27 protein-coding genes are annotated in these 26,086 nt (G+C 40.6%); 6 read left to right on the top strand and 21 right to left on the bottom strand.

Annotated elements, in window-relative coordinates; genetic code table 11:
- Nucleotides 1-4 precede the first annotated feature (4 nt).
- The 3 genes from AC1HJP_RS07495 to AC1HJP_RS07485 are packed head-to-tail and all read right to left on the bottom strand — an operon-like array spanning nt 5 to nt 2,483.
- Nucleotides 5-1,270: a hypothetical protein gene (locus AC1HJP_RS07495; RefSeq protein ID WP_480361275.1), complete on the bottom strand. Its 1,266-nt coding sequence runs from the start codon at nt 1,268-1,270 to the stop codon at nt 5-7.
- Nucleotides 1,267-2,106, bottom strand: a complete 840-nt coding sequence (locus tag AC1HJP_RS07490) for an ABC transporter ATP-binding protein (RefSeq protein WP_480361274.1) — start codon at nt 2,104-2,106, stop codon at nt 1,267-1,269. Before AC1HJP_RS07490 ends, AC1HJP_RS07495 begins: the two co-directional genes overlap by 4 nt.
- Nucleotides 2,107-2,108: 2 nt before the next feature.
- A complete protein-coding gene (locus AC1HJP_RS07485; protein ID WP_138482962.1) occupies nt 2,109-2,483 on the bottom strand; it encodes a GntR family transcriptional regulator in 375 nt (124 codons plus the stop codon).
- 92 nt (nt 2,484-2,575) lie between these two features.
- Here AC1HJP_RS07485 and AC1HJP_RS07480 point away from each other — a divergent pair, with 92 nt between their 5' ends.
- The 4 genes from AC1HJP_RS07480 (at nt 2,576) to AC1HJP_RS07465 (ending at nt 6,889) form a co-directional block, all read left to right on the top strand.
- The gene (locus tag AC1HJP_RS07480; RefSeq protein WP_480361397.1) at nt 2,576-4,096 is read left to right on the top strand and encodes an alpha/beta hydrolase; all 1,521 of its coding nucleotides are present in this window, start codon (nt 2,576-2,578) and stop codon (nt 4,094-4,096) included.
- A gap of 3 nt (nt 4,097-4,099) precedes the next feature.
- The gene (locus tag AC1HJP_RS07475) at nt 4,100-4,834 is read left to right on the top strand and encodes an ABC transporter ATP-binding protein (RefSeq protein ID WP_480361273.1); all 735 of its coding nucleotides are present in this window, start codon (nt 4,100-4,102) and stop codon (nt 4,832-4,834) included.
- Nucleotides 4,831-5,967, top strand: coding sequence for an ABC transporter permease (locus tag AC1HJP_RS07470; protein WP_480361272.1), 1,137 nt, complete (start codon nt 4,831-4,833; stop codon nt 5,965-5,967). The genes AC1HJP_RS07475 and AC1HJP_RS07470 overlap by 4 nt, the downstream gene beginning before the upstream one ends.
- 157 nt (nt 5,968-6,124) lie before the next feature.
- Entirely contained in the window at nt 6,125-6,889 is a 765-nt protein-coding gene (locus AC1HJP_RS07465; protein WP_480361271.1) for a class II glutamine amidotransferase, read from the top strand.
- Between the two features lie 71 nt (nt 6,890-6,960).
- On the opposite strand, the gene AC1HJP_RS07460 is transcribed toward AC1HJP_RS07465, so the two are convergent.
- From AC1HJP_RS07460 to cmoA, 5 genes are all read right to left on the bottom strand, one after another.
- Complete coding sequence (locus AC1HJP_RS07460; RefSeq protein ID WP_480361270.1) at nt 6,961-7,713, bottom strand: DUF3108 domain-containing protein; 753 nt, start codon at nt 7,711-7,713, stop codon at nt 6,961-6,963.
- The gene (purN, locus tag AC1HJP_RS07455; protein WP_480361269.1) at nt 7,658-8,305 is read right to left on the bottom strand and encodes a phosphoribosylglycinamide formyltransferase; all 648 of its coding nucleotides are present in this window, start codon (nt 8,303-8,305) and stop codon (nt 7,658-7,660) included. The genes AC1HJP_RS07460 and purN overlap by 56 nt, the downstream gene beginning before the upstream one ends.
- Entirely contained in the window at nt 8,305-9,357 is a 1,053-nt protein-coding gene (gene purM / locus AC1HJP_RS07450) for a phosphoribosylformylglycinamidine cyclo-ligase (RefSeq protein WP_058029576.1), read from the bottom strand. The genes purN and purM overlap by 1 nt, the downstream gene beginning before the upstream one ends.
- 173 nt (nt 9,358-9,530) lie before the next feature.
- Entirely contained in the window at nt 9,531-10,499 is a 969-nt protein-coding gene (gene cmoB / locus AC1HJP_RS07445; protein WP_480361268.1) for a tRNA 5-methoxyuridine(34)/uridine 5-oxyacetic acid(34) synthase CmoB, read from the bottom strand.
- 10 nt (nt 10,500-10,509) lie between these two features.
- A complete protein-coding gene (gene cmoA, locus AC1HJP_RS07440; RefSeq protein ID WP_480361267.1) occupies nt 10,510-11,235 on the bottom strand; it encodes a carboxy-S-adenosyl-L-methionine synthase CmoA in 726 nt (241 codons plus the stop codon).
- 590 nt (nt 11,236-11,825) lie between these two features.
- On the opposite strand from cmoA, the gene AC1HJP_RS07435 reads away from it, so the two are divergent.
- Nucleotides 11,826-12,530 (top strand): DUF3334 family protein, encoded by a 705-nt coding sequence (locus AC1HJP_RS07435; RefSeq protein ID WP_480361266.1) that lies wholly within the window; start codon nt 11,826-11,828, stop codon nt 12,528-12,530.
- 48 nt (nt 12,531-12,578) lie between these two features.
- On the opposite strand, the gene AC1HJP_RS07430 is transcribed toward AC1HJP_RS07435, so the two are convergent.
- Both AC1HJP_RS07430 and AC1HJP_RS07425 read right to left on the bottom strand, forming a co-directional pair.
- A complete protein-coding gene (locus AC1HJP_RS07430) occupies nt 12,579-13,088 on the bottom strand; it encodes a M48 metallopeptidase family protein (protein WP_480361265.1) in 510 nt (169 codons plus the stop codon).
- Nucleotides 13,089-13,119: 31 nt separating this feature from the next.
- Nucleotides 13,120-13,968 (bottom strand): DUF72 domain-containing protein, encoded by an 849-nt coding sequence (locus AC1HJP_RS07425; protein WP_480361264.1) that lies wholly within the window; start codon nt 13,966-13,968, stop codon nt 13,120-13,122.
- 188 nt (nt 13,969-14,156) lie between these two features.
- Here AC1HJP_RS07425 and aspS point away from each other — a divergent pair, with 188 nt between their 5' ends.
- Nucleotides 14,157-15,938 carry an aspartate--tRNA ligase gene (aspS, locus tag AC1HJP_RS07420; protein WP_480361263.1) on the top strand — a complete coding sequence of 594 codons (1,782 nt, stop codon included), beginning with the start codon at nt 14,157-14,159 and terminating at the stop codon, nt 15,936-15,938.
- A 212-nt stretch (nt 15,939-16,150) separates the two neighbouring features.
- Here aspS and ttcA read toward each other — a convergent pair whose 3' ends face one another.
- The 11 genes from ttcA to ccoN all read right to left on the bottom strand — a co-directional run bounded on the left by ttcA (nt 16,151) and on the right by ccoN (nt 25,994).
- Nucleotides 16,151-17,062: a tRNA 2-thiocytidine(32) synthetase TtcA gene (gene ttcA / locus AC1HJP_RS07415; RefSeq protein ID WP_480361262.1), complete on the bottom strand. Its 912-nt coding sequence runs from the start codon at nt 17,060-17,062 to the stop codon at nt 16,151-16,153.
- A gap of 94 nt (nt 17,063-17,156) precedes the next feature.
- Nucleotides 17,157-18,080 (bottom strand): universal stress protein UspE, encoded by a 924-nt coding sequence (gene uspE / locus AC1HJP_RS07410; RefSeq protein WP_480361261.1) that lies wholly within the window; start codon nt 18,078-18,080, stop codon nt 17,157-17,159.
- A gap of 90 nt (nt 18,081-18,170) precedes the next feature.
- Nucleotides 18,171-18,905, bottom strand: coding sequence for an FNR family transcription factor (locus AC1HJP_RS07405; protein WP_058029585.1), 735 nt, complete (start codon nt 18,903-18,905; stop codon nt 18,171-18,173).
- A gap of 34 nt (nt 18,906-18,939) precedes the next feature.
- Nucleotides 18,940-19,611: a sulfite exporter TauE/SafE family protein gene (locus AC1HJP_RS07400; protein ID WP_480361260.1), complete on the bottom strand. Its 672-nt coding sequence runs from the start codon at nt 19,609-19,611 to the stop codon at nt 18,940-18,942.
- Entirely contained in the window at nt 19,598-19,774 is a 177-nt protein-coding gene (gene ccoS / locus AC1HJP_RS07395; protein WP_130254465.1) for a cbb3-type cytochrome oxidase assembly protein CcoS, read from the bottom strand. The genes AC1HJP_RS07400 and ccoS overlap by 14 nt, the downstream gene beginning before the upstream one ends.
- Entirely contained in the window at nt 19,771-22,146 is a 2,376-nt protein-coding gene (locus AC1HJP_RS07390; protein ID WP_480361259.1) for a heavy metal translocating P-type ATPase, read from the bottom strand. Before AC1HJP_RS07390 ends, ccoS begins: the two co-directional genes overlap by 4 nt.
- A gap of 6 nt (nt 22,147-22,152) precedes the next feature.
- Nucleotides 22,153-22,656, bottom strand: a complete 504-nt coding sequence (locus AC1HJP_RS07385) for a FixH family protein (RefSeq protein ID WP_058029589.1) — start codon at nt 22,654-22,656, stop codon at nt 22,153-22,155.
- Between the two features lie 115 nt (nt 22,657-22,771).
- On the bottom strand, nt 22,772-23,737 hold the full coding sequence (gene ccoP, locus AC1HJP_RS07380; RefSeq protein WP_058029590.1) for a cytochrome-c oxidase, cbb3-type subunit III: 966 nt from the start codon (nt 23,735-23,737) through the stop codon (nt 22,772-22,774).
- Nucleotides 23,734-23,919 (bottom strand): cbb3-type cytochrome oxidase subunit 3, encoded by a 186-nt coding sequence (locus tag AC1HJP_RS07375; RefSeq protein WP_480361258.1) that lies wholly within the window; start codon nt 23,917-23,919, stop codon nt 23,734-23,736. The genes ccoP and AC1HJP_RS07375 overlap by 4 nt, the downstream gene beginning before the upstream one ends.
- Nucleotides 23,920-23,925: 6 nt before the next feature.
- Nucleotides 23,926-24,546 carry a cytochrome-c oxidase, cbb3-type subunit II gene (gene ccoO / locus AC1HJP_RS07370; RefSeq protein ID WP_058029592.1) on the bottom strand — a complete coding sequence of 207 codons (621 nt, stop codon included), beginning with the start codon at nt 24,544-24,546 and terminating at the stop codon, nt 23,926-23,928.
- 14 nt (nt 24,547-24,560) lie between these two features.
- Nucleotides 24,561-25,994, bottom strand: coding sequence for a cytochrome-c oxidase, cbb3-type subunit I (ccoN, locus tag AC1HJP_RS07365; RefSeq protein WP_058029593.1), 1,434 nt, complete (start codon nt 25,992-25,994; stop codon nt 24,561-24,563).
- Nucleotides 25,995-26,086 lie beyond the last annotated feature (92 nt).

The following is a 26,086-nucleotide window of genomic DNA, read 5'->3' as shown; positions in this document are numbered from 1 at the left end:
TTGACTAAAGGTTGGTATATAATTGTTTAGATGAATTTCGATTTGCAAAACAGGCAACAATAAAATAGCAGCAAGCTAAACCAAGACTCCCTGTTGAGACCTCTTCTGTTTCAACTACAACTCCAGTAATTGCCAGTACAAAACCCAATGTAAAGACCAGAGCAATACTAAAGAAAGCGGTCTTTTTACAATAGTTACCCACTGAAAAACATAAGAGTACGCCAGCTGTATTGACCAATGCATAAGCAGCGGTAAATTTGAAATTCGGTTCATCGAATCTGAGAAACTCTATGGTTCCAGCCAGTGACAAAGAGCAAGCAAGTATACAAAGGGCATACTTTTCACATGCTTTTGCATAGGCTGTTTTCGCTTCATTGACACTGCTATAAATCGGTAAAGTGATCAATGTTCCCCATGCTTGTTGCCTCTGTATTCTTGTCCATAAGATCATAAAAGCAAGAATGCACACAAGATTAGAAAATATAAACAAGCTAGGTCTGCCCGCTACATAAAAGTAATTTAAGGTAAGTAAGGCAACAAATATGATTAGCACGAGTACAGTGTATTGTATGAGCGAGCGGCCCATAAAATAGCTCAATGGGAAAAAGAATTTATTTAATCCTTGTCCATATCCCTTTAAAAAACCTTTAGGAATAGGAGACCAACCTGATTGAAGTGCATGCTTATAGTCAACGAGCGCTTGAGCTTGCCATTTGAACGCTGTACCAAAGTGCTTTCTAAACAGCACTAAATTAATGTTTAAGATCACAGCTAAAACGGCTAACCAAGTAGGTACTTCTTTAAAAGCAACTGTAAAACCAATTATTGCAAAGAAAAAATAGGCACTCGAGTTAAACATTTTGCTCGTAACTCGGCACTTTAAATAAAACAAAGTGCCTATTAAAACTGAGACACTTAGCAATTTAAGTACGTCATATTGTTCAAAAATAATGGCAGTTGTGATCAAAATCACATGTGGTGCAATAATAATGATGTTGCCTTGTTTGACTATGTGCTCTGTGTAACCTGGTACCAAACTATGCCACTCTGTGGCTTGCAGGCGAATGCTTTGCCAAGAGACTGAAGCGAAAGCACAAATACTGGTAAAACAGATTGTAAATGGCAGCGCCTCGCTTACCCCTTTCGCCATAACAAGAACACTGATAATGACAAAAATAAACATGGGTAGCAGGTAGTTTAAGCTGCCGCACTCTTTGAACCAATAGGCATAAAATCCTTTATGCCAAGTGCGGTTTAGCGTATTACTCATGCGTGCAACTCCACAAATAACTGCTCAAGAGATAATGTCGAAACATGATTTACACCAGCAATATCTTGGTCTTGGTAACCCGAGATGATTGCTGCGTTATGCTTTTTGTTAAGAATATCAAAGTCACTTAAATTGACCGACGTTTCGTTGGAGAAACTGATTTTCCGTACAGAAGTCTTAAGTTCATCTAATTCGTTAAAGAGTTTGATTTCACCGTCTTTAACAAGTGCAACATGGGTTGCGACTCGTTCAATATCTGAAGTGATATGTGTTGAGAAGATCACACCTGAGCCTGATTCGAGCGATAGGTCAAAAAGATCAAGCATAAACTCTCGACGTGCGATTGGGTCTAAGCTGGCCACAGGTTCATCTAAAATAAGTAGTTTAGGCCTATATGCCATAGCCATGATTAAAGCAAGTGCTTGGCGTTGGCCAATTGATAGGTTTTCAACCATATCATCAGGATTTAATTCAAAACGTTTTAGCCAATCTAGCTCGAGTGTATTATCCCACTCGCTATAAAAACTTGAGTGTAAATCTAACGCTTCTCTAATCGAAAAACCTTCATATCCAAAAGCTTGTTGGGGCACATAACCAACTTGTGACTTTAATTCTGTATTTAATTGAGTCGGGTTTTCCCCGAGTGTAAATACTTCGCCCGTATCTACCTCAATAAGCCCAAGGGCACTGCGCAAAAGGGTTGTTTTACCAGCCCCATTTTTGCCAAGCAAACCCACAACCATACCAGGCTCTATGATTAGATCGATATTTTTTAACACCATGTTTTGATTAAATATCTTATGAACGTTTTTATATTCTAAAAGGGCGGTTGTCATTATTATTGCTCCCATCTTTGTGAGATTATCTCATTTAGTTCGTTCACGGTTACACCAAGCTGTTTTGCCTGCTGTATTAGTTGATCTACCCCTTCATAAAGAAGTGTTTGACCTTGTTCTGATGATTGAGGTTGCTGCTCTGCAACTCGTGTAGGTTGGCCTCTTCGCCTTTCTAACCAACCTTGATCTACAAGCATGCCAATAGCCCGTGACACTGTCATCGGGTTCACGGTGAAATATTCTGCAATTTTTCTAACGGATGGCAACTCTTCTCCAGCTTGTATTTGGCCACCAACAATTAAACGAACGATTTGCTCGTGTAACTGCTTATAAATTGGATCGCCACTACTGGGGTTGACATTAATAAATTCTAGCATTAATCTGAACTCACTGTATTAATACAATAATACACCAATACACTAAGTTAAAAGTATCATAGTGTGTGTAAAAAGCAACAAGGAACTCAATGATGAGCAGAAGTAACATGACAAAAATAGGTCTTTTTAAGTTAGCGGCTTTGCCGTTAATGATGGGGCTTTCATCTTCAGCTATTGCAGAGCAAGAAAACAAAGTAAAACCAGAACTTACTCCATGTTATGCAAAGGGTTTAGATGACAGATTATTATGCGGCAGCATTAAGCAGCCAGTTTCAGACAACCCAGCGGACGGTGAAATCGACATTCATTTTGCGATCATTCCTGCAATCAAGCCAAGTAAACCAGATGAAGCCGTACTTGGTTTTGCTGGTGGCCCAGGTCAGTCAGCCATGGACTTAGCGGTTATTTTTGATAGAAACCTACGCTTTGCACGTGAATCTAGAGATATATTATTAGTTGATCAACGTGGCACAGGTAAATCTAATAAACTGCAATGTGATGGAGCAGACTTAATATCTCAATTTGAGTTTAATGATTTGACCGAAGACATGGTTGCTTTTGGTAAAGAAGACACACAAAAGTGTAAAGACAAACTGAATACTGATTTATCTCATTATTCAACTGTTGCAGCGGCAAAAGACTTTGAAGCAGTTAAAGAAGCGTTAGGTTATAAAGGGCTCCACTTATACGGCGTGTCATATGGTACACGTATAGCGCAAGAATATACTCGTCAATTTCCGGGGTCAGTGCTTACCAGTACGCTAGATGGTGTTGTGCCTATGCAGCAAAGCCTAACAGCGATAGGTAAGGCGATTGATGATTCGATGAATGCTTTACTTGATAGATGTGAAGCAGATGAAAATTGCTCAAAAAATTACCCAAACCTTAAAGCGAACTTTTATAAGTTACTTGAGCAATTAGATGAACAAGGGATTGAAACAACTGTTCGTCATCCAAGAACGCACAAGAAGATAAACTTAGTACTGACCAAAATGAAGGTATTTAGCACTGTCCGTATGGCCTTATACAGTCACACCACACGTGCATTAGTACCTTTAGCAATTAGTGAAGCATTGAACGGTGATTATTCACCGATTGTAGGTCTACTTTCATCAACCGATATGATGGACAGCATGGCGATGGGTATGCACAGCGCGATTGTGTGCTCAGAAGATTGGCCAAGCTTAACCGATGACTCTCGCGCAGAGCATGGCCAAGCTTATATGGGACGAGTGATGATTGAAGGCTTTGATATCGCATGTCCTATTTGGGATACCAAACCGGTTGATAAATCTTTCTATGAACCAGTTAAAACAGATATTCCTACGCTCTTATTATCAGGTGGCCTAGATCCGGCTACACCAGCAAGTTGGGCTGAAATGGCAATGGTAGACATGAGTAACGCAAAACACCTAGTTGCTGAGAGTGCAACGCATGGTGTGGTATCACAAACCTGTGCTGCGAGTATTGTAGGTAAGTTTATTGACTCGAGTGGGACTGAAGAATTAGACGCGACTTGTTTAGAAAAAGACAATCGCAAACAGTTTTTTATGAACTTAAATGGTGTTGCATTACATGTAGACAGTGATTCTGAATCGAGTGAAAAGGAGTAAGAGATGATTTCTGTAAATAACTTAGAAAAGAAAATCGGTTCAGTAAAAGCCATGAATAACCTGAGCTTTACTGCACAAAATGGCAAAATCACAGGTTTACTGGGGCCAAATGGTGCAGGTAAAACCACCTGTTTACGTACTGTATTTGGTTTATTAAAAGCTGACAGTGGCAATGCGGAGATTGATGGTATTGATGTCGCAAAAGAGCCGATGGCTGCAAAACAAAAATTGGGTTTGTTTCCAGATCCATGTGGTTTATACGAGCGCTTGACACCGCGTGAGTACATTCAATTCTATGCTGAACTTAGTGGCATGGAAACGGGTGCTGCAAAAGCTGCAACCCAAGATGTTTTAAGTAAATTAAAAATGGACGACATTGCTGACAGACGCTGCCAAGGCTTTTCTCAAGGTCAGCATATGAAAACGGCGTTGGCACAAGCAATTGTGCATAAGCCAACCAATATCATTCTAGATGAACCAACACGTGGATTAGATGTAATGAGCACACGTATTCTTCGCGAGTTACTATTGATGCTGAAAGAGCAAGGTCACTGCGTGTTGTTCTCAAGCCATGTAATGCAAGAAGTGGCCGCACTGTGTGATCATGTTGTGGTAATGGCGAAAGGGCAAGTTGTGGCAGAAGGCTCGCCAACTGAATTATGCGAGCGAACTGGTAAAGAAAGCCTAGAAGAAGCGTTTATTGAATTAATCGGTAGTGATGAAGGAATTGCAGCATGATGAAGTTACTGTCAGTTTTATTTAAAAAAGAAGTATTGGATGCAAGCCGTGATAAGCGTTCGGTAATGGCCGGTTTGTACTATGCTATTGGTACACCCATCATTATGTGTCTACTATTTTCAGTGATGTTAAAGCAATTTGCGTCACCAGAAGATTTAAAAATTACTATTAAAAACGCAGAGCAAGCTCCTAATCTAGTTCAGTATCTTGAAAGTAAAGAAATTGTGCATGGTACAGGCGAAGACGTTAAAGATATTTTACTAGAGATTAGCGATGATTTTGCAGAAAAAATGTCTGAAGGCCGCCCTGCAACTGTGACTGTGATTGCAGATAAGTCTAATGACAAGTTGCGTAAGTCGATTTCTCGTTTAGAACGTTCACTCGCACGTTATAACTCTGAAGTAGCAGGTTTACGTCTATTGGCAAGAGGTGTTGATCCAACGCTTATGAGAGCGGTTGATGTACAAGTACATGATCAAGCAACGCCTGACTCTAAAGGTGGTATGTTCTTAGGTATTGCGACACTATCTATTGTACTTACTCTGTTTTATGCGGCGATGAACTTAGCCATTGATACCAGTGCTGGTGAGCGTGAGCGTAATTCAATCGCACTTCTTTTAAGTCACCCGATCAGTACACTGCAAATTGTGCTTGCTAAATCAGGTGCTATTGCCACATTCTCGATGTTAGGTTTGGCTCTTATCTTAGTGGTTTCAAAGTTTGCTTATGGCATGGTGCCTTGGGAGCAGCTTGGTTTTAGTGTTAATTTGAGCATTGAATTTATGTTGTTCTGTTTTGTGATTGGTTTACCAATTGCCTTGATGTCAGCAAGTTTGCAAGTGTTTGTGTCGTTCATGGCTAAGTCGTTCAAAGAAGCGCAAACCTATGTAACCATGGTTTTATTCGTACCTATGGGTCTGAGTATGGTAACGACCTATGATATCGCGACAGACGTTGTACAGTGGCTACCAATCGCGGCACAACAATACGCCATGATTGAATTTATCAAAGGTAATGATATTCCTGTCGCACAACTGGCTTTATCAACATTGGTCACTTTAGGGTTATTCGGTGTGTTTAGTTACCTAAGCAGCCGCATGCTGAAAAGTGAAAAAGTGGTATTCGGCTTATAATCAATTAAAAAACTCTCCCAACCAGCCCCGTACTTCGCGGGGCTTTTTTATAAGCTCGATTAATTGGTTATATAAACCTTAACTTTCCTAGTGTTAACCCTTTTCGAATACTGTCATAATATGGCGGGTTTCAATTTTGTTTTTATGGATTTTGTGAATGTGTGAACTTCTTGGCATGTCAGCCAATGTGCCTACAGACATTTGTTTTAGTTTTTCTGGTCTATTAGAGCGCGGTGGTAATACCGGACCGCATAAAGATGGTTGGGGTATTACATTTTATGAGGGTAAAGGATGTCGCACATTTAAAGATCCTGAGCCGAGTTGCACATCTGAAATTGCGAAACTAGTTAAAGCTTACCCGATTAAAAGTGTTTCGGTAATTAGCCATATTCGTCAGGGTAATCGAGGTCGTACGTGTTTAGAGAACACACACCCGTTCACGCGAGAGCTTTGGGGTCGTGAAATTACCTATGCACACAATGGACAACTTTCGAATTACCAAGATTTAAAACCAGAATTTTATAAACCTGTTGGCAATACCGACAGTGAGCTGGCATTTTGTTGGATCTTAGACAAAATCCGCGAGAAGTATCCAAAACGTCCTTCGAATATGGCGTCGGTGTTTCGCTATGCTGCCAAGCTCGCTAACGAATTAAGAGAGAAGGGCGTCTTCAACATGCTACTGACAGATGGTGTGTTTGTTTTGGCTTTTTGTACAAATAATTTGCATTGGATAACCCGTAGAGCACCTTTTGGTAAAGCGACTTTAATTGATGCAGATATGGTTGTTGATTTCCAACAAGAGACGACACCAAACGACGTGGTTACTGTGATTGCAACCCGCCCACTCACTAACGATGAACAATGGAAAAAGATGGAGCCTGGTGAATTTGCTTTATTTAAGTTAGGCGAAAAAATTTAGTAATTTGCTGTGTTAAAAAAGCAAAAAGCCAAGCGAATGCTTGGCTTTTTTGTTATCTCGGTGAGGTCACTCTATTTGTCATACTGTTTTAGTTGGACTTGGAATTGTTCAATCCCTTCTTTACCCTTATACATTTTTACAAGTAAATAATCATATTCTGGGGCAAACCAAGCTGTTGCTTGTCTTTTGTTATTATCATAAAGACGTTTAACTCTGATTGTTTCAACATTGCCGATCGGCAATGTAATGGTTTCTTTTCCATCCACTTCAAAATCATAATTACGCTGATTGCCATTTTTATCTATTATCGGATAACTAAATGAAGTTTTTCCTGCTTTTAGATCTTGTCGTAATTGAAATTGATAAGTGAGTAAATCTTTTTGCTCAGCTTTCCAGTCAACTTTCAGCGGATGTTTCTTTTTATTTGAGAAGATTTGTTTCTTGCTTTGATCAAATACCAGATTGTACTGCTTGTCTGGTCCGGTACCTTTTCGTGACATTGCATATTCAAGAGGAATAGCCTGATTGTTGCTTATTCTGAACTTTGCGCGTTCGTTTCTCTCATCAGAGAAAATCATCCACTCAATATCACTCTGATAAGTGAGTATATATGTATTGTCAGCGTTCTTTGTTAATTCACGAAGTGCGCTGCCTTGAACTGAACCTTTGCGGCTAACTTCATATTCTGCGCGATAGGGAGTAATTGTGTCGGCGAAAACCGATGTTGAGAAAATAGCGCTTAGTGCAATAAACCAAGCGCTAATATTTTTATTCTGGGTAGTGCGCGCCTTGCGGTGGAAGGGGTTGATTGTCAAAAACGGCATAGTCTGCTTCCATTGTTAGTCTTTGTTCGCTGAACCATTGGACCGCCAAAGGATAGATTATATGTTCTTGTTCGTGAACCCGCTGGGCAAGTGACTCTGCTGTATCATCCGCTAAAATTGGAACTTTAGCTTGTAAAACAACAGGTCCACCGTCTAATTCTTCTGTTACAAAGTGGACACTTACGCCATGCACGTCGTCTTTTGCATCTATTGCTCTTTGGTGGGTATTCAGCCCTTGATACTTAGGCAACAAAGAAGGATGAATGTTCAACATTTTTCCTTTAAATTTTTGCACTAAGCTAGGAGTAAGAATACGCATAAATCCAGCTAATACAACTAGATCTGGGTTAAAAGAGTCAATTAATTGTGCAAGTTGTGCATCATAGTCTTCGCGTGATGCGAAATCTTTATGGCTAAGAACACAGGTTTTAATGCCTGCGTTCTCTGCGCGTTTTAGGCCGTAAGCATCGGCCTTATTGCTGATAACAGACACAACGTCACCACTGATTTGCTTACTTTGGCAAGCATCCATAATGGCTTGCAGGTTTGACCCGCTGCCTGAAATCAAAACAACAATACGCGATGCTGACATTACTCAGCACCACCAATGATTTCTACTTGCTCTTCGCCTGCTGCTGCAGTTTGAATTTCGCCGATGTGCCACGCATCTTCACCTTGTGCTTTTAAGATCTCAAGGCTTTGCTCAAGTTTGTCTGCAGGAACAACTAAGATCATACCAACACCACAGTTGAATGTACGATACATTTCGTGTGTTTCAATGTTACCGTTTTCTTGTAGCCAGTTGAACACTGCAGGCCATTGCCAGCTATCACCTTTAACAACTGCTTTTGCAGATTCAGGTAATACGCGCGGAATGTTTTCCCAGAAACCACCACCAGTGATATGAGAAAGCGCATGTACATCTACGTCTTTTAATAGCTCTAGGATAGACTTAACGTAGATACGCGTAGGTTCCATTAGGTGCTCGCCTAATGTTTTGCCTTCGAATTCTGAATTTGTATCTGCGCCTGATACTTCTAGTACTTTACGGATCAACGAGTAACCGTTTGAGTGAGGGCCGCTTGAAGCAAGAGCGATAAGCTGGTCGCCAGCTGCTACTTTAGTACCGTCGATGATTTTTGATTTCTCTACAACACCAGTACAGAAGCCAGCCATGTCATAATCATCACCTTCGTACATACCCGGCATTTCAGCAGTTTCACCACCGATAAGTGCACAGCCAGAAAGCTCACAACCTTTACCAATGCCTGTTACTACGTCAGCAGCAACGTCAACGTCTAGTTTGCCTGTCGCATAATAGTCAAGGAAAAATAGTGGCTCAGCACCTTGAACGATAAGGTCGTTTACACACATTGCAACTAGGTCGATACCTACTGTGTCGTGCTTTTTAAGATCGATAGCAAGGCGAAGTTTTGTACCAACACCATCTGTGCCAGCAACTAATACAGGCTCTTTATAACCAGTTGGAAGTTCGCATAGTGCACCAAAACCACCGATGCCACCCATTACTTCTGGGCGACGAGTTTTTTTCACTACGCCTTTAATGCGCTCAACTAGTGCGTTACCCGCATCAATATCAACGCCAGCGTCTTTGTAGCTAAGAGACTGTTTATTCTCGCTCACAGGTTTTCCTCAAATTTGCTAATAGGGGTTGCTTAGAAACGCGCGTATTTTACAACAATTGCTTAGGAGGGGCTAGTTGAATCTAAGTGGTAAGGACAGATATCCTTCACAAATAAAATACGCAGCTAATTATGCTGCGTATTTTTAAAGCAATATGTACTTAATATTGAATATTAAGCTTCGGCGATGATTATCGCGCGAAGTGGGGCAGGGTAGCCTTCGATGGTTTTAGTTGGGTCGTTCGGGTCAAGGAAATCAGCCAAAGACTCTGTCTCCATCCACTCAGTACGTCTTTGCTCATCTAATGATGTTATATCTTCATTCACAACTCGAATATTTTTGAAACCGACGCGCTCAAGCCATAAAGTTAATGCAGCTGTGCTTGGAATAAACCAAACGTTACGCATTTTCGCATAGCGATCTGTAGGAACTAGTACAGTATGCACATCGCCTTCAACTACCAGTGTTTCTAATACGAGTTCGCCGCCTTTACGTAGTTGGGCTTTCAACTGCGCCAGAAAATCAATCGGAGAGCGTCTGTGGTATAAAACACCCATTGAAAAAACGGTGTCAAAGGCCTTGAGCTCAGGTAGTTGCTCAACGCCGAGCGGTAAAAGGTGAACGTTTTCATCTTGATTGAAATGTTTTATAGCTTGGAATTGCGATAAAAATAGATCTGATGGGTCAATACCAACGACAAATTCAGCACCCGCACCCTTCATACGCCATAAATGATAACCTGAGCCGCAGCCGATATCTAAAACAGTGCGTCCGTGAAGAGGACTGATGTGCTCAACTAAACGGTCCCATTTCCAATCACTGCGCCACTCAGTATCAATGTGAATGCCATGGATATGAAAAGGGCCTTTTCGCCAAGGCATCATTCGCTTTAGTAAGTGAGTAAGTTGCTTTGTGTGACCTTCAGATAGCTCTGTTTCTAAACCAAACTCTACTTTATCTGTAATATTAATATGCTGCGTATTTGATTCTGGTAGGTTCTTAAGTACCTTTTCCCATTTTGGCCAGTCACCATGTTGGGCTTCTTTTTGCCAATGTGTTAATTGCGCAGGAAGTGTATCTAACCAGTGACTAAGCGGGCCTTTAGCAATAGCCGCATAAAAATCTGTAAACCAAGTATTCATTTTAATTCCGTTATTTAATCGCAACCATTGAGCAGAAGTTGAAGCATTGATACCAAACCTGAGTTTGACTGAAGCCAATCTCAGATAAACGCGTAAGATGAGTGCTCAATAAATCTGTGCGCATCACATTTTCAATAGCAGTACGTTTTTGACTTATTTCTAATTCTGAATAGCCGTTATGACGTTTAAAGTCGTGGTGCAAGTCAATGAGTAAATTATCAACCTGTTCATTTTCTCCACGAAATTTCTCGCTGAGAAGAAGTACACCACCAGGCTTAAGGCTGTTGTAAATCTTCTGTAGTAATGCTCGGCGCTGCTCTGGTGGAATAAACTGTAAGGTAAAGTTCATTGCAACAACGCTGGCATTTTCAAGATTAACATCATTGATATCTGCTAAGTTTACTTCAACAGGCACGTCGGATTTAAAGCCTTTTAGATGAAGTTTGCAGCGCTCTACCATAGGTTCAGAGTTATCAATGGCGATAATAGTACAGTTTTCTTTTTCGATATTGCGACGCATGCTCAAAGTCACCGCACCCAAGGAGCAACCTAAATCGTACAAATTAGAATTACTTTGTACAAACTGACCTGCAAGTTTGCCCATGGTGCTGACGATTGTTGCATAACCTGGCACGGAGCGTTGGATCATGTCCGGAAAAACTTCGACGACATTGGCATCGAAAGTAAAGTCTTTCACTTCAATCTGATTGGCGTAAATGCTGTCTTTGCCAGTCACTGTGTATCTCTCTTTAAAAATAATGCGGGTATTTTAGCATTTTTGAAAAATTAGTCAGGGGTTAATTGCGTAAGAGTAAACAGGTTAAAAAATTGAAATATTTTATTAAAAATTTGCTTAAAACGTCGATGTGATCAATTATTAATCCATAGAAGTGGACTATTCTCTAGTCATGTAATTCGATGCAAGGAACTCAGCATGTTGTTTTTAAAACTATGCGATTTTTTTCACAAATTTCGATCTCTTTACATAGCTCTTTGGCTTTTAATTATATTTACAATTATAGGCAGTACTTATTATTCAATCGCATTAGATAAAACTGAAAGTATCGCCGTGATGGTGGTTTGTTTATTGATGACGTGGCCACTTGCGAAAATCTCACGACTAAACAAGACAAGATACAAATAAAGGCTAACGGAATTTTCAGATATGAAGGGTTTAGTCACTATTTAATAGTTTCAGAGCCTAAGCTAGTTTAATAATTGTTCTATTTGTGTAACGAATGACTTTATTCGCTACATTATTGTTGTAAGTTATTAACTTGTCACATATCTTATCCGTAAGTTCGGTTAGATAAGAAAGAGAAAAAAATGGCGAGAAACAAAGTGATTAGCACAGAAGATATTTTATCAACCCTGTGTCACTCGGTGACCGAAGTTTTATCCTCAGCAAGTGGCAATCAAATTTCATATTCAGCAATGGTGCAAAAAATTACGCGTACTTGTATGCGACCTGATATTGGTTGTTTTGTATTGTTTGACGGTGGTTTCACAGGGCTGGTTGTGATGAATTTCACGCAACAAGCTGCGATGGAAATTTATCAAGATTACATGCGTAACATGGGTATGCCGGAAGAGGAAATAGCGCAGAGTCATTTGTCGGATGACGTATCAAATGTATTAGGTGAATTAATGAATCAAATGGTCGGTGATTTCACTGGTAAGGTTCGTGAGCAACTGCACACATCTATTACGCAGAATCAGCCTAAGATGATGGCGATTAACAAGCAGGTACAAATTTCTGTTGATACAACGATGGATCGCCCTCAGGCCCGTCGTGTTACATTTACGACACAAAATCAGAATATCTTCTATCTTGAACTAGCGATGGATAAGACTGAGTTTATTAAACTGCATGATTTTGACATTGCTGAATCTGTTGACCCAGATTCAATTATTGAAAATCAAGCAAAAGCCAATAAAGCTAAGCAAGATGCTTCTAAAGCAAAAGCCGCAGCAAATAATGATGTAAGCGATGATGCTGACGATGATTTCATGGCTGAGTTAGGTTTATAAAAAACTGTGTTTCATTAAAAAAGCAGGCATCGCCTGCTTTTTTTGTGCTTAATAAAAACTGAGTTGCTCTTGCTGAAGTACTAAAAATAACCTCAACTCTAGTTCAAGCTGATGATATTCAGGTTCTATATGGCAACAGAGGTTATAAAAACTTTTATTGTGCTCTTTCTCTTTGAAGTGCGCTAATTCATGGACAACTAAAGCTTTTAAGAGTGGTTCAGGTGCTGAACGAAGTTGCTCAGCAATGGCGATTTCATGCTTGGCTTTTAACTTGCCACCGTGCTGTTGTCGCTTAAAGGTATGTGTACCCAGTGCATTTTTTACTAAATCTTTCTGTTTCTTATACTGTACTTGCTGCAACTTAGGGGCATTCTTTAAATATCGTTGCTTAAGTTCATTGGTGAATTCAAAAAGCAATTTATCGTTTTTTAGTGAATGGCCGACAGGGTATTTGTTTTTGAAAAACATCAGTAGCTTATTGCTACTGATAAGCATATTAACTTGTGCTTGAATATTTTCTGGGTAATGACTGAAATAGTGTGTGTAAGGGTGGGGCACTGGTAGTTCTCTATTCTAATTTGATTCAATTCTAAAACAATGAGTTTTGCTTTGCTTCTTTTTCAGCAGGAAATGGCAAACTGACATTATGCTCAAGACCTAAATCAGCAATAAATTGTCGAGCTAAAAGCGGTGCATCATAGTTATCTGCGGTATGAAAAAACACATAGGGAGTTTTACCTTCCTCAATCCACAAACGAATTTTACTTAACCAAGGTTTGTAAAAAGCTCTATTGTCTTCAAGGTTTGATGTGCCGACATACCTGACTATTGGTGCATTGCTGGTGGCTATTACGTGAAGTGGTACTTTTGGTTTTTTCGATTGCGCATCTATGATGGCTTCAGTGCTAGGAGTTTCACTAAAAAGTGGCCGCGTATCCATCATGGTGCGGTTGTAATTATGTTTCATTAAAAATTGATTATAACTCCGCTCCGCATCACATTTATCGAAAAAGCCTAAATGCCTTACTTCTACGCCAAGAGAGAGCTCAATTGGTAATAAAGCACAGAATTTTTCAATTCGATGTAAATACTCAGGGCCACATGATTTGGGTAATTGCAGCATTACTTGCCCGATTCTTGGGAAAAGCGGGCTGAACAAATTAAGCCAAACTTTTAAATCATCTTGGCAATGTTGTAACGCCATGTCATGACTAAAGCGTCTCGGTACCTTAAAGGTAAATTTAAAATCCTCAGGCACTGATTGATACCATTTTTTTATGGTGTCAGGTTTGGGGTCGGCATAAAAACTGGTGTTACCTTCAACGGTGTTAAAGATTTGGCCATATTCTGAGAGCATATTGCTTGGCGCACAGTTAGACGAAAAAAAACGACCTTTCCAGTGAGTGCTACTCCATTGTGGGCAACCTAAATAAAGCATATTTCTGAATAAATGACTTAATATGAGCGCGAGAGTGTAACAAAAACGCGCATTAGTTGGAAAATTTACAAACTATTGCGAAAGCTCGGCACTTCAAGGATGACATTAACTGCGATTTTTATATAATTGGAGCAATTTTTTCATTAAACGAAGTTCAGCACTAAGCTTGCTGAACAAACAGGAATGCTATGCGCTCTATATACTGCGGAAATTTAAACAGCAGCCATGTTGGTCAAGAAGTAGAACTATGTGGTTGGATCAACAAACGTCGTGACTTAGGTGGTCTAATTTTCATCGACTTACGTGACCGTGAAGGGTTAGTTCAGGTGGTGTTTGACCCTGAAGTTGAAGGTCTGATGGATGTGGCGAATACGTTACGTCAAGAGTTCTGTGTAAAAGTAACAGGTACTGTACGTGCGCGTCCTGAAAGCCAAGTTAACAAAGATATGGCAACGGGTGAAGTTGAAATTCTAGGCACTGGTTTAACGGTAATTAACCGCTCTGAGCCATTACCGTTAGACTTTAACCAGCAAAACTCTGAAGAGCGTCGTTTAAAGTATCGCTATTTAGATCTGCGTCGTCTTGAAATGTCAGACAGAATTAAGCTTCGTGCTAAAGCGAGCAGCTTTGTGCGTCGTTTCTTAGATACAAATGACTTCTTAGACATCGAAACGCCAGTGCTTACTAAAGCAACACCAGAAGGTGCCCGTGATTATTTAGTACCGAGTCGTGTGCATAAAGGCAGCTTTTATGCGTTACCTCAGTCTCCTCAGTTGTTCAAGCAACTACTGATGATGTCTGGTTTCGATCGTTACTATCAAATCGTTAAGTGTTTCCGTGATGAAGATTTACGTGCTGATCGTCAGCCTGAATTCACACAAATCGATTTAGAAACGTCATTCATGACGTCTGATCAAGTACGTGAAGTAACAGAGCGTCTAATTCGTGAAATGTGGCAAGAACTTTTAAACGTTGATTTAGGTACTTTCCCAACAATGCCATACAGCGAAGCGATGAGCCGTTATGGTTCAGACAAGCCAGACCTACGTAACCCGTTAGAGCTTGTTGATGTTGCTGACATTGTTAAAGATGTAGAGTTCAAAGTATTAGCTGCACCTGCAAACGATGAAAAAGGTCGTGTTGCAGTATTAACAGTACCAGGTGGTGCAAAGCTTTCTCGTAAGCAAATTGATGAATATACAAAGTTTGTAGGTATTTACGGTGCGAAAGGTCTAGCTTGGATGAAAGTCAATGACCGTGATGCAGGTGTTGAAGGCGTTCAATCTCCAATTGCTAAATTCTTAAATGAAGAAGTCATTAATTCACTGCTTGAGCGCACAAATGCACAAACGGGTGACATCATCCTATTTGGTGCTGATAAGCGCAATGTTGTAAATGAAGCGATGGGCGCGCTACGTCTGAAAGTTGGTTTAGACCTTGAAATTACAGATCTAAACAAGTGGGCACCATTATGGGTTGTAGACTTCCCGATGTTTGAAGAAGACGACGAAGGAAACCTACATGCTGTACACCACCCATTTACTGCACCAAAAGATATCTCTGCAGCAGAACTTGAAGCTAACCCAGCAGCGGCTATTAGCGATGCATACGACATGGTACTGAATGGCTATGAAGTTGGTGGTGGTTCTGTTCGTATTCACAACAACGATATGCAACAAGCAGCATTCCGCATTCTAGGTATCGAAGAGCAAGAACAAGAAGATAAGTTTGGCTTCCTACTTGACGCACTTAAGTACGGTACACCACCACATGCTGGTCTTGCATTCGGTCTTGACCGTCTGGTTATGTTACTTTGCGGAACAGACAATATTCGTGACGTGATTGCGTTCCCGAAAACAACGCAGGCATCTTGTTTAATGACAAATGCGCCAAGTGTTGCAAACCCGGACGCATTAACTGAACTTGCTATTTCAGTTGAAAAAGCAAAAGAAGAGCAAAACGACGCGTAATTGTTGTTTTAAATGAAGAAAGCGGCCAATAGGTCGCTTTTTTTATGCCTAAGATTTATAAACAGGTTTAGACCTAACTTTAGACTAGTTCGTCTAACAGCTTCATTCGTTGTAAGTTCAGTTAGTTGAAATTATGAGAAGAGTTATTGTTGTAATTTATGATTTTCGCAGCAAAAAGCCGCTAAATGAATTAGCAGCTTTGTTCAAGAGGATTAAACCAACTCGATAGGTTGGATTTTTACTGAGTTATCCTCTTCTTCCTGTTCCATTACTGGCTCTTTGAAGTCAGGTTTATCAAGGGCAATATCACCGCCGTCAATTACTTCACCTGTTTGCAGGTTTTTAAAATCAAACAACTCACCATCTGCTAAATGCGAAGGTACGACGTTTTGCATTGCAGTGAAGATACTCTCAATACGACCTGGGTTTGATTCGTTCCACTCATGTAACATGGCTTTAACGTGTTTGCGCTGAAGATTTTCTTGAGAGCCACATAAGTTACAAGGAATAATCGGGAATGCTTGTGCTGTTGCGTACTGCTCAATATCAGCTTCTTTACAGTAAGCAAGAGGGCGGATCACCATATGCTGGCCGTCGTCACTCATAAGTTTAGCTGGCATGCCTTTTAACTTACCGCCATAGAACATGTTTAAAAACATGGTTTCAATCATATCATCACGGTGGTGACCAAGGGCAATTTTAGTCGCCCCCATTTCTTTCGCTGTGCGGTACAAAATGCCGCGGCGAAGACGTGAGCATAGTGAGCAAGTTGTTTTACCCTCAGGGATCTTATCTTTAACAATGCTATATGTGTCTTCTTCAACGATCTTATATTCGATGCCAAGACCATCCAAATACTCAGGTAGTATATGCTCAGGAAAGCCGGGCTGCTTTTGGTCAAGGTTGATCGCAAACACGTCAAATTTAATAGGGGCAACGCGTTGAAGATGCTGAAGGATATCTAACATAGTGTAGCTATCTTTACCGCCAGAAAGGCAAACCATGACACGATCGCCTTCTTCAATCATGTTGAAATCACCAATAGCTTGACCAGCTAATCGACGCAGACGCTTTTGAAGTTTATTCAGGTTATAAGCGGTTTTGGCTTCTTTTGAGTGAGACACTCGGCCCCCTATTTAAATGACGGAAAAAATAAGGGCGCATTATACCCAAACCACCTTAAAATGCACGTTTAAGGTGGTTTGGTAAAAGTTTAAATTAATCTTCTAATGGGCTTTTATATCCATCAGGTTTGAGAGCTAAAACATCGCAATCTAAACTATCGATAACGTGTTCAGCGGTATTTCCGACTAAGGCTGCACTTAGGCCAGTTCTGCCAACAGTACCAATCACAACAAGTTCGGATTTAAACTCTTTTGCGACATATGGAATTACATCTTCAGGTAAACCTTCTTTGATAACGCATTGACCGCGCTCTAAAGAAAACTTTTCAGCCAAAGCATAAGTTTCATCCTCGTGGTGTTTTTTTACAGCCTCATTATATTGAGATGGATTAAACTCGGGGATCTCAATAGCAATATTGACTGGTGTAGCAGGGTAAGTGTTAACAATACTGAGCTTCGCATCGGCAATGTTACAAATGAACTTAGCATCGGTAATGATTCGATCGTTAAGGGCTTGGTGCTGTTCGTTGTCAGATGCTGCATTCACGGCTGCAAGTACATGACCATGTTCTGGCCAAGCATGGTCTTTTACGAGTAAAACAGGTGCAGGGCATTTACGGATTAGATGCCAATCAGTTGGCGTAAAAATAACAGATTTTAATGTATCGTGTTGATGAGTACTTTTGACCACTAAATCAAAATCACTGTGAATAACTGTTTTGATAATGGCTTCAAAAGGACGGTTATGCCACACAACTTGCTTGTTTATTTCAATGTCGACAAAACTTGCGGTTAATTCATCTAGCCACGCTTCTCTGTCTTTAATGACTGCATCACGCATGGCATCTCGCTCTTCTTTAGAAAGCATGGTAGTCATTTCATATGAGAAATCGTAAATAGAAAGGAATGCTGTGATTTTTGCGCCTGTCTTCTGAGCTAAACTGACTGCGCGTTGTAAACTGTGTTGTTGTTCTTTAGTAGGATCTACAACGGCTAAAATATGCTTAATTTGGTCCATGGAATTCACCTATTTGGCTAAATTGTACACGTTTAGTGTAACGCATCTAGCCAAAGGTGAAAGTATAAACGGTGAGAAAGTTGCCTTAGATCAACAACTAATTGCAGCTGTTTTTGCTAAGCCTGGAATGTCTAAGATAGTAATAAACTTACCTTCAACTTTAATGATCTCAGCCTTTTGGAAGCGGCTTAGAAGACGACTAATCGTTTCAACTGTTAAGCCTAAGTAGTTACCGATTTCACCTCGAGTCATGGTAAATCTAAATTCTTTACGTGAGAAACCACGTTCACCGAAACGATTTGATAAGTTATAAATAAATGTCGCTAATCGCTCTTCGGCAGTCTTTTTATTTAAAAGTAACAGCATTTCTTGATCGTAATTGATCTCATTACTCATCAGACGCATGATTTGTTGACGCAGTTTTGGTAATTTTCCTGCTAATTCGTCAAGTGTATCGAAAGGAATTTCACAGACCATTGATGTTTCAAGTGCCTGTGCAAAGCTCTGGTGCTGCATTTTATTAATTGCATCAAAGCCTACTAAATCACCCGCTAAATGAAAGCCAGTAATTTGCTCATCCCCTTGCTCAGAAAGCGTATAGGATTTAAACGAACCAGATCTTACTGCAAAAATTGAGTTTAACGCATTACCTGACTCAAAAAGAAAATCGCCTTTGTGAAGCGGTTTTTTACGCTCAATGATTTCATCTAGTTTGTCCATTTCGCTACCATTTAAAGAGAACGGTAAGCATAACTGACTGATACTGCAGTTGTTGCAACTGATAGTACAGTTACCTTTAGAACGGTTTTGATTGCTTAAATCCATAATAAATCCATTAAAATTAGACGCATGACATAGATTAATGTACTAATTTATCAGTTGCAATGATTAGTAGATAGATTCCATACCATACAAAAATACTGCCTAGCGCTAATCTTACCAGATTGTGATTTAAAAAGCGGCTAAGATGTTGGGCTGATTGCCCAATGGTTAACATAGCTGGTAGAGTACCCAAGGCGAATGCCATCATTATGCTTGCACCATGCAATGTTGACTTTGCTTGCAAAGTCCAAATTAAAGCTGAATATACTAACCCGCAGGGTAGCCACCCCCATAACATGCCATAGCCAAATGCTTTTTTTAAACTATCAACGGGTAAGAAAAGCTTATTGAATTTGACTATATGTTGCCAGAGTAGGGTTTTACCCATACTTTCAACAAATTTGAGTGTGTTAGCAAGGCGCATCACGTAAAGCGCAAGCAAGATCATAAAGATCCCACTAAAGATTTTAACGCCTAGGGCAAAGTGGGTGTTTTGTTTGGCAAAACTCGCACCTAGGGTCGCGACCAGCATACCGGCAATACAGTAACTAGCTAGACGACCAAAATTATAAGCAAGACTGACTTTGATAGCCGATAGGTTTTTACTTGCAAGCTGCAAACTAGAAGCGACACCACCGCACATGACAATGCAGTGACCGCTACCAACTAGGCCCATAATAAATGCACTGAATAAACTAATCTCGTTCATTACTGCTTTTAGTATGCTTGTCTTTGTCGTCTTCGAATAAAATACTGTGGCCTTGCTTATTAAGATCTGAAAACTGTTCGCTTCTCACAGCCCAGAAGAAAATGCCAATTGCGATGATCACAAACAGAATCGCAATTGGGATTAAGATATATATGATACTCATAGTTTTAATAACCTTAGAGAATTACAGATCACTACAATCGAACTTGTTGTCATGCCTATTACAGCAATCCAAGGTGGAATTAATCCAAAAGCAGCAAGCGGTAAAATAGAACCGTTATAACACAGTGAAATAGCGAGGTTTTGTTTAACGATACGACGAGTGGTAATTGCGACTTCTCTCAATGTGTTGATTGAGTTTAAATCACTTTTCAGTAACACGACGTCAGCGGTATTTTTTGATATGTCAGCGCCTGTTTCCATAGCAACTGATAAGTGCGCACTATTAAACACCGGACTGTCATTAACACCATCGCCGATCATGGCCACTACTTCATTGTTTTTTGACCACGACTCAACGGCTTTTTGTTTCTCTTCTGGTGAGCAGTTTGATTGGAAACTATCTAAATTAAGCTGTTTTGATAAGGTTTCACCGGCATTTGAGCTATCGCCGGTTAACATATGGCAAGTTAAACCAGAGCCTTTTAGCTGCTCGATAACACTTGAAGCATTACTTCTGACTTTATCAGTGAGATAAAAATCAGCAATTGGTTGTTGGTTTATAAATAAGGTAGCCTGAGCTTGGCTGTCTCTTACTCCAAACCAACCAGTTTTACCGAGTGAAAGCTCGTCTGTACCAAGTTTGGCACTGATCCCAATACCAGGATGAACAGTCACGTCGTTAAGCTCGTGATATTCAGAAGCATGCTCTAAAAAGGCTGCGGCAATAGGGTGCTCAGAATATTTTTCTAAGCTAGCACTTAGGGCGAGTACTTTTTCTTCTGTGAATTCAGATGAAAATAGCTCTGTTTTTGCGATTGAAAACTTACCTTCGGTCAAAGTGCCTGTTTTATCAAATGCAACACGAGTTAATTTGGTTAGTGTTTCGAGCACATGGGCTTCTTTGATTAATATGCCTTTTTTGGTCAACGTGGCAACAGCACAAGTTAATGCGGTAGGAATAGCCAAACTGAGTGCGCAAGGACAAGTGGCAACAAGCACGGCGATTGTCACCCAAAAAGCTTGTTCAGGATCAATCTGATACCAACCAATCGCGGTCATTGAAGCAAATACTAGTAAACACGCAACAAACCATTGGGCTACTTTGTCTGTTACTTCAACCAACTTTGGTCTTTTGCTTAATGCATTATGTTGCAAACGAATGATTTGGTTCAGCAGCGTATTTTGGCCAATTTTATTGATCTCAATGGTCATCAAACCATCGTGATTGACTGTACCAGCGAAGACTTGGCTATTTAGTTGTTTTTTAACAGGCAGATGCTCACCGGTCATCATTGACTCATCAACCGTACTGCTGCCATCGATGACAATACCATCTGCTGCAATGGTTTCACCGGCTTTGATGAGTACTCTGTCATTTAATTTTAGATTACGAGCAGCGACAACGTCTTCAGTGCCATCGTCCAACAGTTTTCTGGCTGTTAAAGGTAAAAGTTTTTGCAGGTTTGCAGTAAATTCGGAGGCTTTTAGTCGGGCTCTAAACTCAAGATATTTGCCCAGCAAGAGCAAAAAGGTAAACATACAGATAGATTCGAAGTAAACTTCACCCACTTCCATGACAGTCGCGTACGCACTGGCACCATAAGCACCAAATATTGCCAGTGAGACAGGCAGATCCATGTTTAACTGTTTAGCTTTTAGGCCATTGACTGCATTGGTTAAGAAGGGGAGAGCTGAGTAGAGGATCACAGGGGTAGCCAGAACAAGACTAATCCACCTGAAATATTGTTCGAAGTCTTCTTCCATGCCTGAAAACATGCCAAAGTACATCGCAAAAGCGAACATCATGACCTGCATTGTCATAAGGCCAGCAACACCTAGCCTTCTAATGTACGCTTTTGCAGTGGCTTGTTTTTGCGCGGCTTCATCATCAGCTTGGAAAGGGTAAGCTTTATAGCCTATTTCCATTAATGCTTTGATGATTTCACTGAGTAATATTTTGTCTTTGTTCCATAAAATCATTGCTCGGTAAGTCGATGTATTTACGTCAACACGAGCAACGCCAGGCAGCGCTAAAAGTTGCTTTTCTATCAGCCATGCACACGCTGCACAGCTGATCCCTTCAACACTTAATAGCACCTCAGATAAGTCACCTTGATGTGTGACAAAGTCATCTTGAATTTCTTGATTATCATAGCTTTTTATAAAGTTGAGTTGTTCAGGGACTAAGGTTTCAACTTTGCCAGCACTATCGGTTCTAAACTTGTAATAGTCGGTCATACCTTGGTTAATAATGGTTTCAGCGACCGCTTTACAGCCTATACAACACACTGGTTCATTTTTTCCCTCAAACTTTATATGGTCGTCGAAACCGGCAGGGATTGGCTCTAAGCAATGAAAACAAGAATTAGACATAAAGGTTTACTTCAGAGATTTATTGTATTCAGGTGATACTTCAAGTGTTTCAGTTGTTGGAATTAAAAGGTCTTCTTTCATTTTCCAACTGCCGTCCATAGGCTCAATAAAGATGGTGTAAGCGCCTAATTGGATATCTTCAAGAATAGCGGTGAAACTGCCGTTTGCATTGGCAAGGAGGTTAACTTCAAAATCATGTTTTTTGATTGTACGGTGATAAAAAGAGGCTTTCAGGGCTGTGACCTTACTGAAATCACCTTTGGTAAATTTAAATTCGACAAAATCACTTTCTACATTTAAATCACCATGCAGATATAACGCTTTTGCCTTGTTAAATTTACTTAACTCAAGGTCAATTGCTTTACCTTTTTTATAATAATCATCGACCACCATATCTGGGCCATTACCAACCGCAAATACAACTAGACCAATACATGCAACGATGGTTGCAACAGGGAAGAACATTAAGAACCAAGGCCAAAAATGCTTATACCAAGGGGTGGGTTTCATAGTGTGCTCATAGCTAAAAAACAGTGTCGATATAGTATCTTATTTACCTTTAAAAACCTAAAAAAAAGCCTCCAAATGGAGGCTTTTTTGATCTCAAATAATCTTAGCGATTCGCTTATTTATTCTGAGATAAGCTATACACATATGCTGTAAGTAAGTGAACTTTGTCTTCACCAAGAATATCTTTCCAAGCCGGCATTACACCAGCACGGCCATTGATTAATGTTTCTTCAACTGCACGTTGAGAACCACCATATAGCCAGATATTGTCAGTTAGGTTAGGCGCACCGAAAGGATTGTTGTTAGCAACAGAACCTTTACCGTCCATACCGTGACACGCTGCACACATTGCAAACTTAGCTTGACCTGCTTGAGCGTCTTTTGCATTTACTTTACGACCTGAAAGGCTTAATACGTAAGCTGTCATTTCTTTAATGCCTTGCTCACCAAGTGCACTTTCCCAACCAGGCATCGCAGCTACACGACCGTGAAGAAGTGTTGCTTTGATTTGATCAGGGTTGCCACCGTATAGCCAATCGTTGTCAGTTAGGTTAGGGAAGCCCATACCACCACGTGCATCAGAGCCGTGACACTGAGAACAGTTTTGCGCATATAAACGTTGACCAATCTCAAGTGCTTCTTCGTTCGTTGCAAGTGTTTCGATGTCTTGCTTTGCAAACGCTTGGAAGATAGGACCAAAACGCTCATCAGCTGCAACATACTCTTGGTCCAATTGAACCCATTCACCATTGGCTTTAGCTTCTTCAATCGCCTTTTTAGACTCTTCCATTGAAGTTACGCCTTGGTTAGAACTTGTCCATTTTAGGAAACCTTGAAAGTTACCTAGACCAGGATACATAGCTAAGTAGTAAACTGACCAAACAAAAGTTGCGAAGAATAGGTAAGTCCACCACTTTGGCAGTGGATTGTTTAATTCTTCGATTCCGTCAAACTCATGGCCACAGCTTTCGCCTTCTTTAACACCTGTATAGTTTTTCAGGTTCCATAGAAGTAAGCCGAAGATTAGAGCTAGACACGCTACGGTCAATACGATGACCCAAATACTCCAAAAGCTAGTCATTTTTCAGACTCCTTTTCCTCATTAGAGATTGTGTTGTCGTGCTTCTTTTCATCTTCAAAGATGGCATTAGCTGCATCGTCGAAACGATTCTTTGTACGCTTGCTATACGCCCACACAACAATCACAACAAATAGTACCAAAATTACCAGAGTCAAAATGCCTCTGTATGTGCCGTAATCCATAATAAATTACTTCAAGTGAGTGCCAAGTTGTTGCAAGTAAGCAATAAGGGCTTGCATTTCTGTTTTGCCTTTAACCGCTTCTGCCGCGCCTGCAATGTCTTCATCGGTGTATGGCACGCCAAACCCTTTGAACACTTCAAGCTTCTTAGCTGTGTCTTTACCATCTAGTACATTTTCATCTAACCAAGGATAAGCTGGCATGTTTGACTCAGGAACCACTGAACGCGGGTCCATTAAGTGTGCATAGTGCCAGTCATCAGAGTAACGCTCACCAACGCGAGCAAGGTCAGGACCAGTACGCTTAGAACCCCACTGGAACGGGTGATCCCAAACAGATTCACCAGCTACAGAGTAGTGACCATAACGCTCGACTTCGTCACGGAATGGACGGATCATTTGTGAGTGACAGTTGTAACAACCTTCACGCACATAAATATCACGACCTTCCATTTCTAAAGCTGTAAGAGGGCGGAGGCCATCAACAGGTTTAGTCGTATCGTCTTGGAACATCAGTGGTGTAATTTCTACAAGTGCACCAAAGCTGATTGCGAAAACAGTTAGGATAGCCATAAGGCCAACGTTCTTTTCGACAATCTCATGTTTGTTGGTAGAGTTATTATTGCTCATACATTACACCCCACTTAAGCCATTTGAGTATTAGCGTCGGCAGTTAAAGAACCGCTCTTCGCTGCAACTGTACGGTAAACGTTATATGCCATAACTAACATACCCGCTACGATGAATACACCACCAATAAATCGCATGATGTAGAAAGGCTTAGATGCTTCTAGAGATTGAACGAAGCTATACATTAACGTACCGTCAGAGTTAACTGCACGCCACATTAGGCCTTGCATTACACCTGAGATCCACATTGCTACGATGTAAAGAACTACACCCACAGTGTGTAACCAGAAATGCGTGTTAACTAGCTTAACGCTGTACATGTTACCGTGACCAAATAGTGCAGGGATTAGGTGATAAATTGCACCGATAGAAATCATAGCAACCCAACCAAGCGCACCTGAGTGTACGTGACCAACTGTCCAGTCTGTGTAGTGTGATAATGCATTAACTGACTTGATAGCCATCATTGGGCCTTCGAACGTTGACATACCGTAGAAAGACAGTGAAACAACTAAGAAACGAAGAACAGGATCAGTACGTAGTTTGTGCCATGCGCCAGATAGCGTCATGATACCGTTGATCATACCACCCCAAGATGGAACGAATAGGATTACAGACATAACCATACCTAAAGACTGAGTCCAGTCAGGTAATGCTGTGTAATGTAGGTGGTGAGGACCCGCCCAAATATAAAGAGAAACAAGTGCCCAGAAGTGAACTACAGATAAACGGTAAGAGTAAACAGGACGACCTGCTTGTTTTGGTACGAAGTAGTACATCATACCTAAGAAACCAGCTGTAAGTAGGAAACCTACTGCGTTGTGACCGTACCACCACTGAACCATTGCATCTACTGCACCTGCGTAAATTGAATAAGATTTACCTAGAGATACAGGAACTGCCATGCTGTTAACGATGTGAAGAACAGCAACAGTAATGATGAAACCAGCATAGAACCAGTTAGCTACGTAGATGTGAGATACTTTACGCTTAATAAGAGTACCGAAGAATACGACTGCATAGCTTACCCAAACTACCGCGATAGCGATATCGATTGGCCACTCAAGCTCAGCATATTCTTTACCACTTGTATAACCAAGAGGAAGAGTGATAGCTGCAGCTAAGATGATAGCTTGCCAACCCCAGAAGGTGAAAGCGGCTAGTTTGTCAGAGAAAAGACGCGTTTGACAGGTACGTTGTACAACATAATAAGATGTTGCAAATAGCGCACTAGTACCAAATGCGAAGATAACAGCGTTCGTATGTAACGGACGAAGTCGAGAGTACGTTAACCATGGAGTGTCAAAGTTCAAAGCTGGCCAAGCAAGCTGTGCTGCAATAAGCACACCTACACCCATACCAACAATGCCCCAAATCACTGTCATGATAGCGAATTGGCGTACAACCGTGTAGTTGTACTCAGATTGTGATGCTACTGATTGGCTCATTTTCTGGATTCCGCTGCAATTGTTGCGATTAGAAATGAATTACCTGCAAGCAGGCCCTATTATTTATTTCACAAACTCGTCATAAAAACGTT

This window comes from Pseudoalteromonas sp. NFXS53, assembly GCF_056629255.1.
The sequence above is the reverse complement of the archived record's forward strand: the minus strand, read 5'-3'. Positions and strand labels throughout refer to the sequence as shown.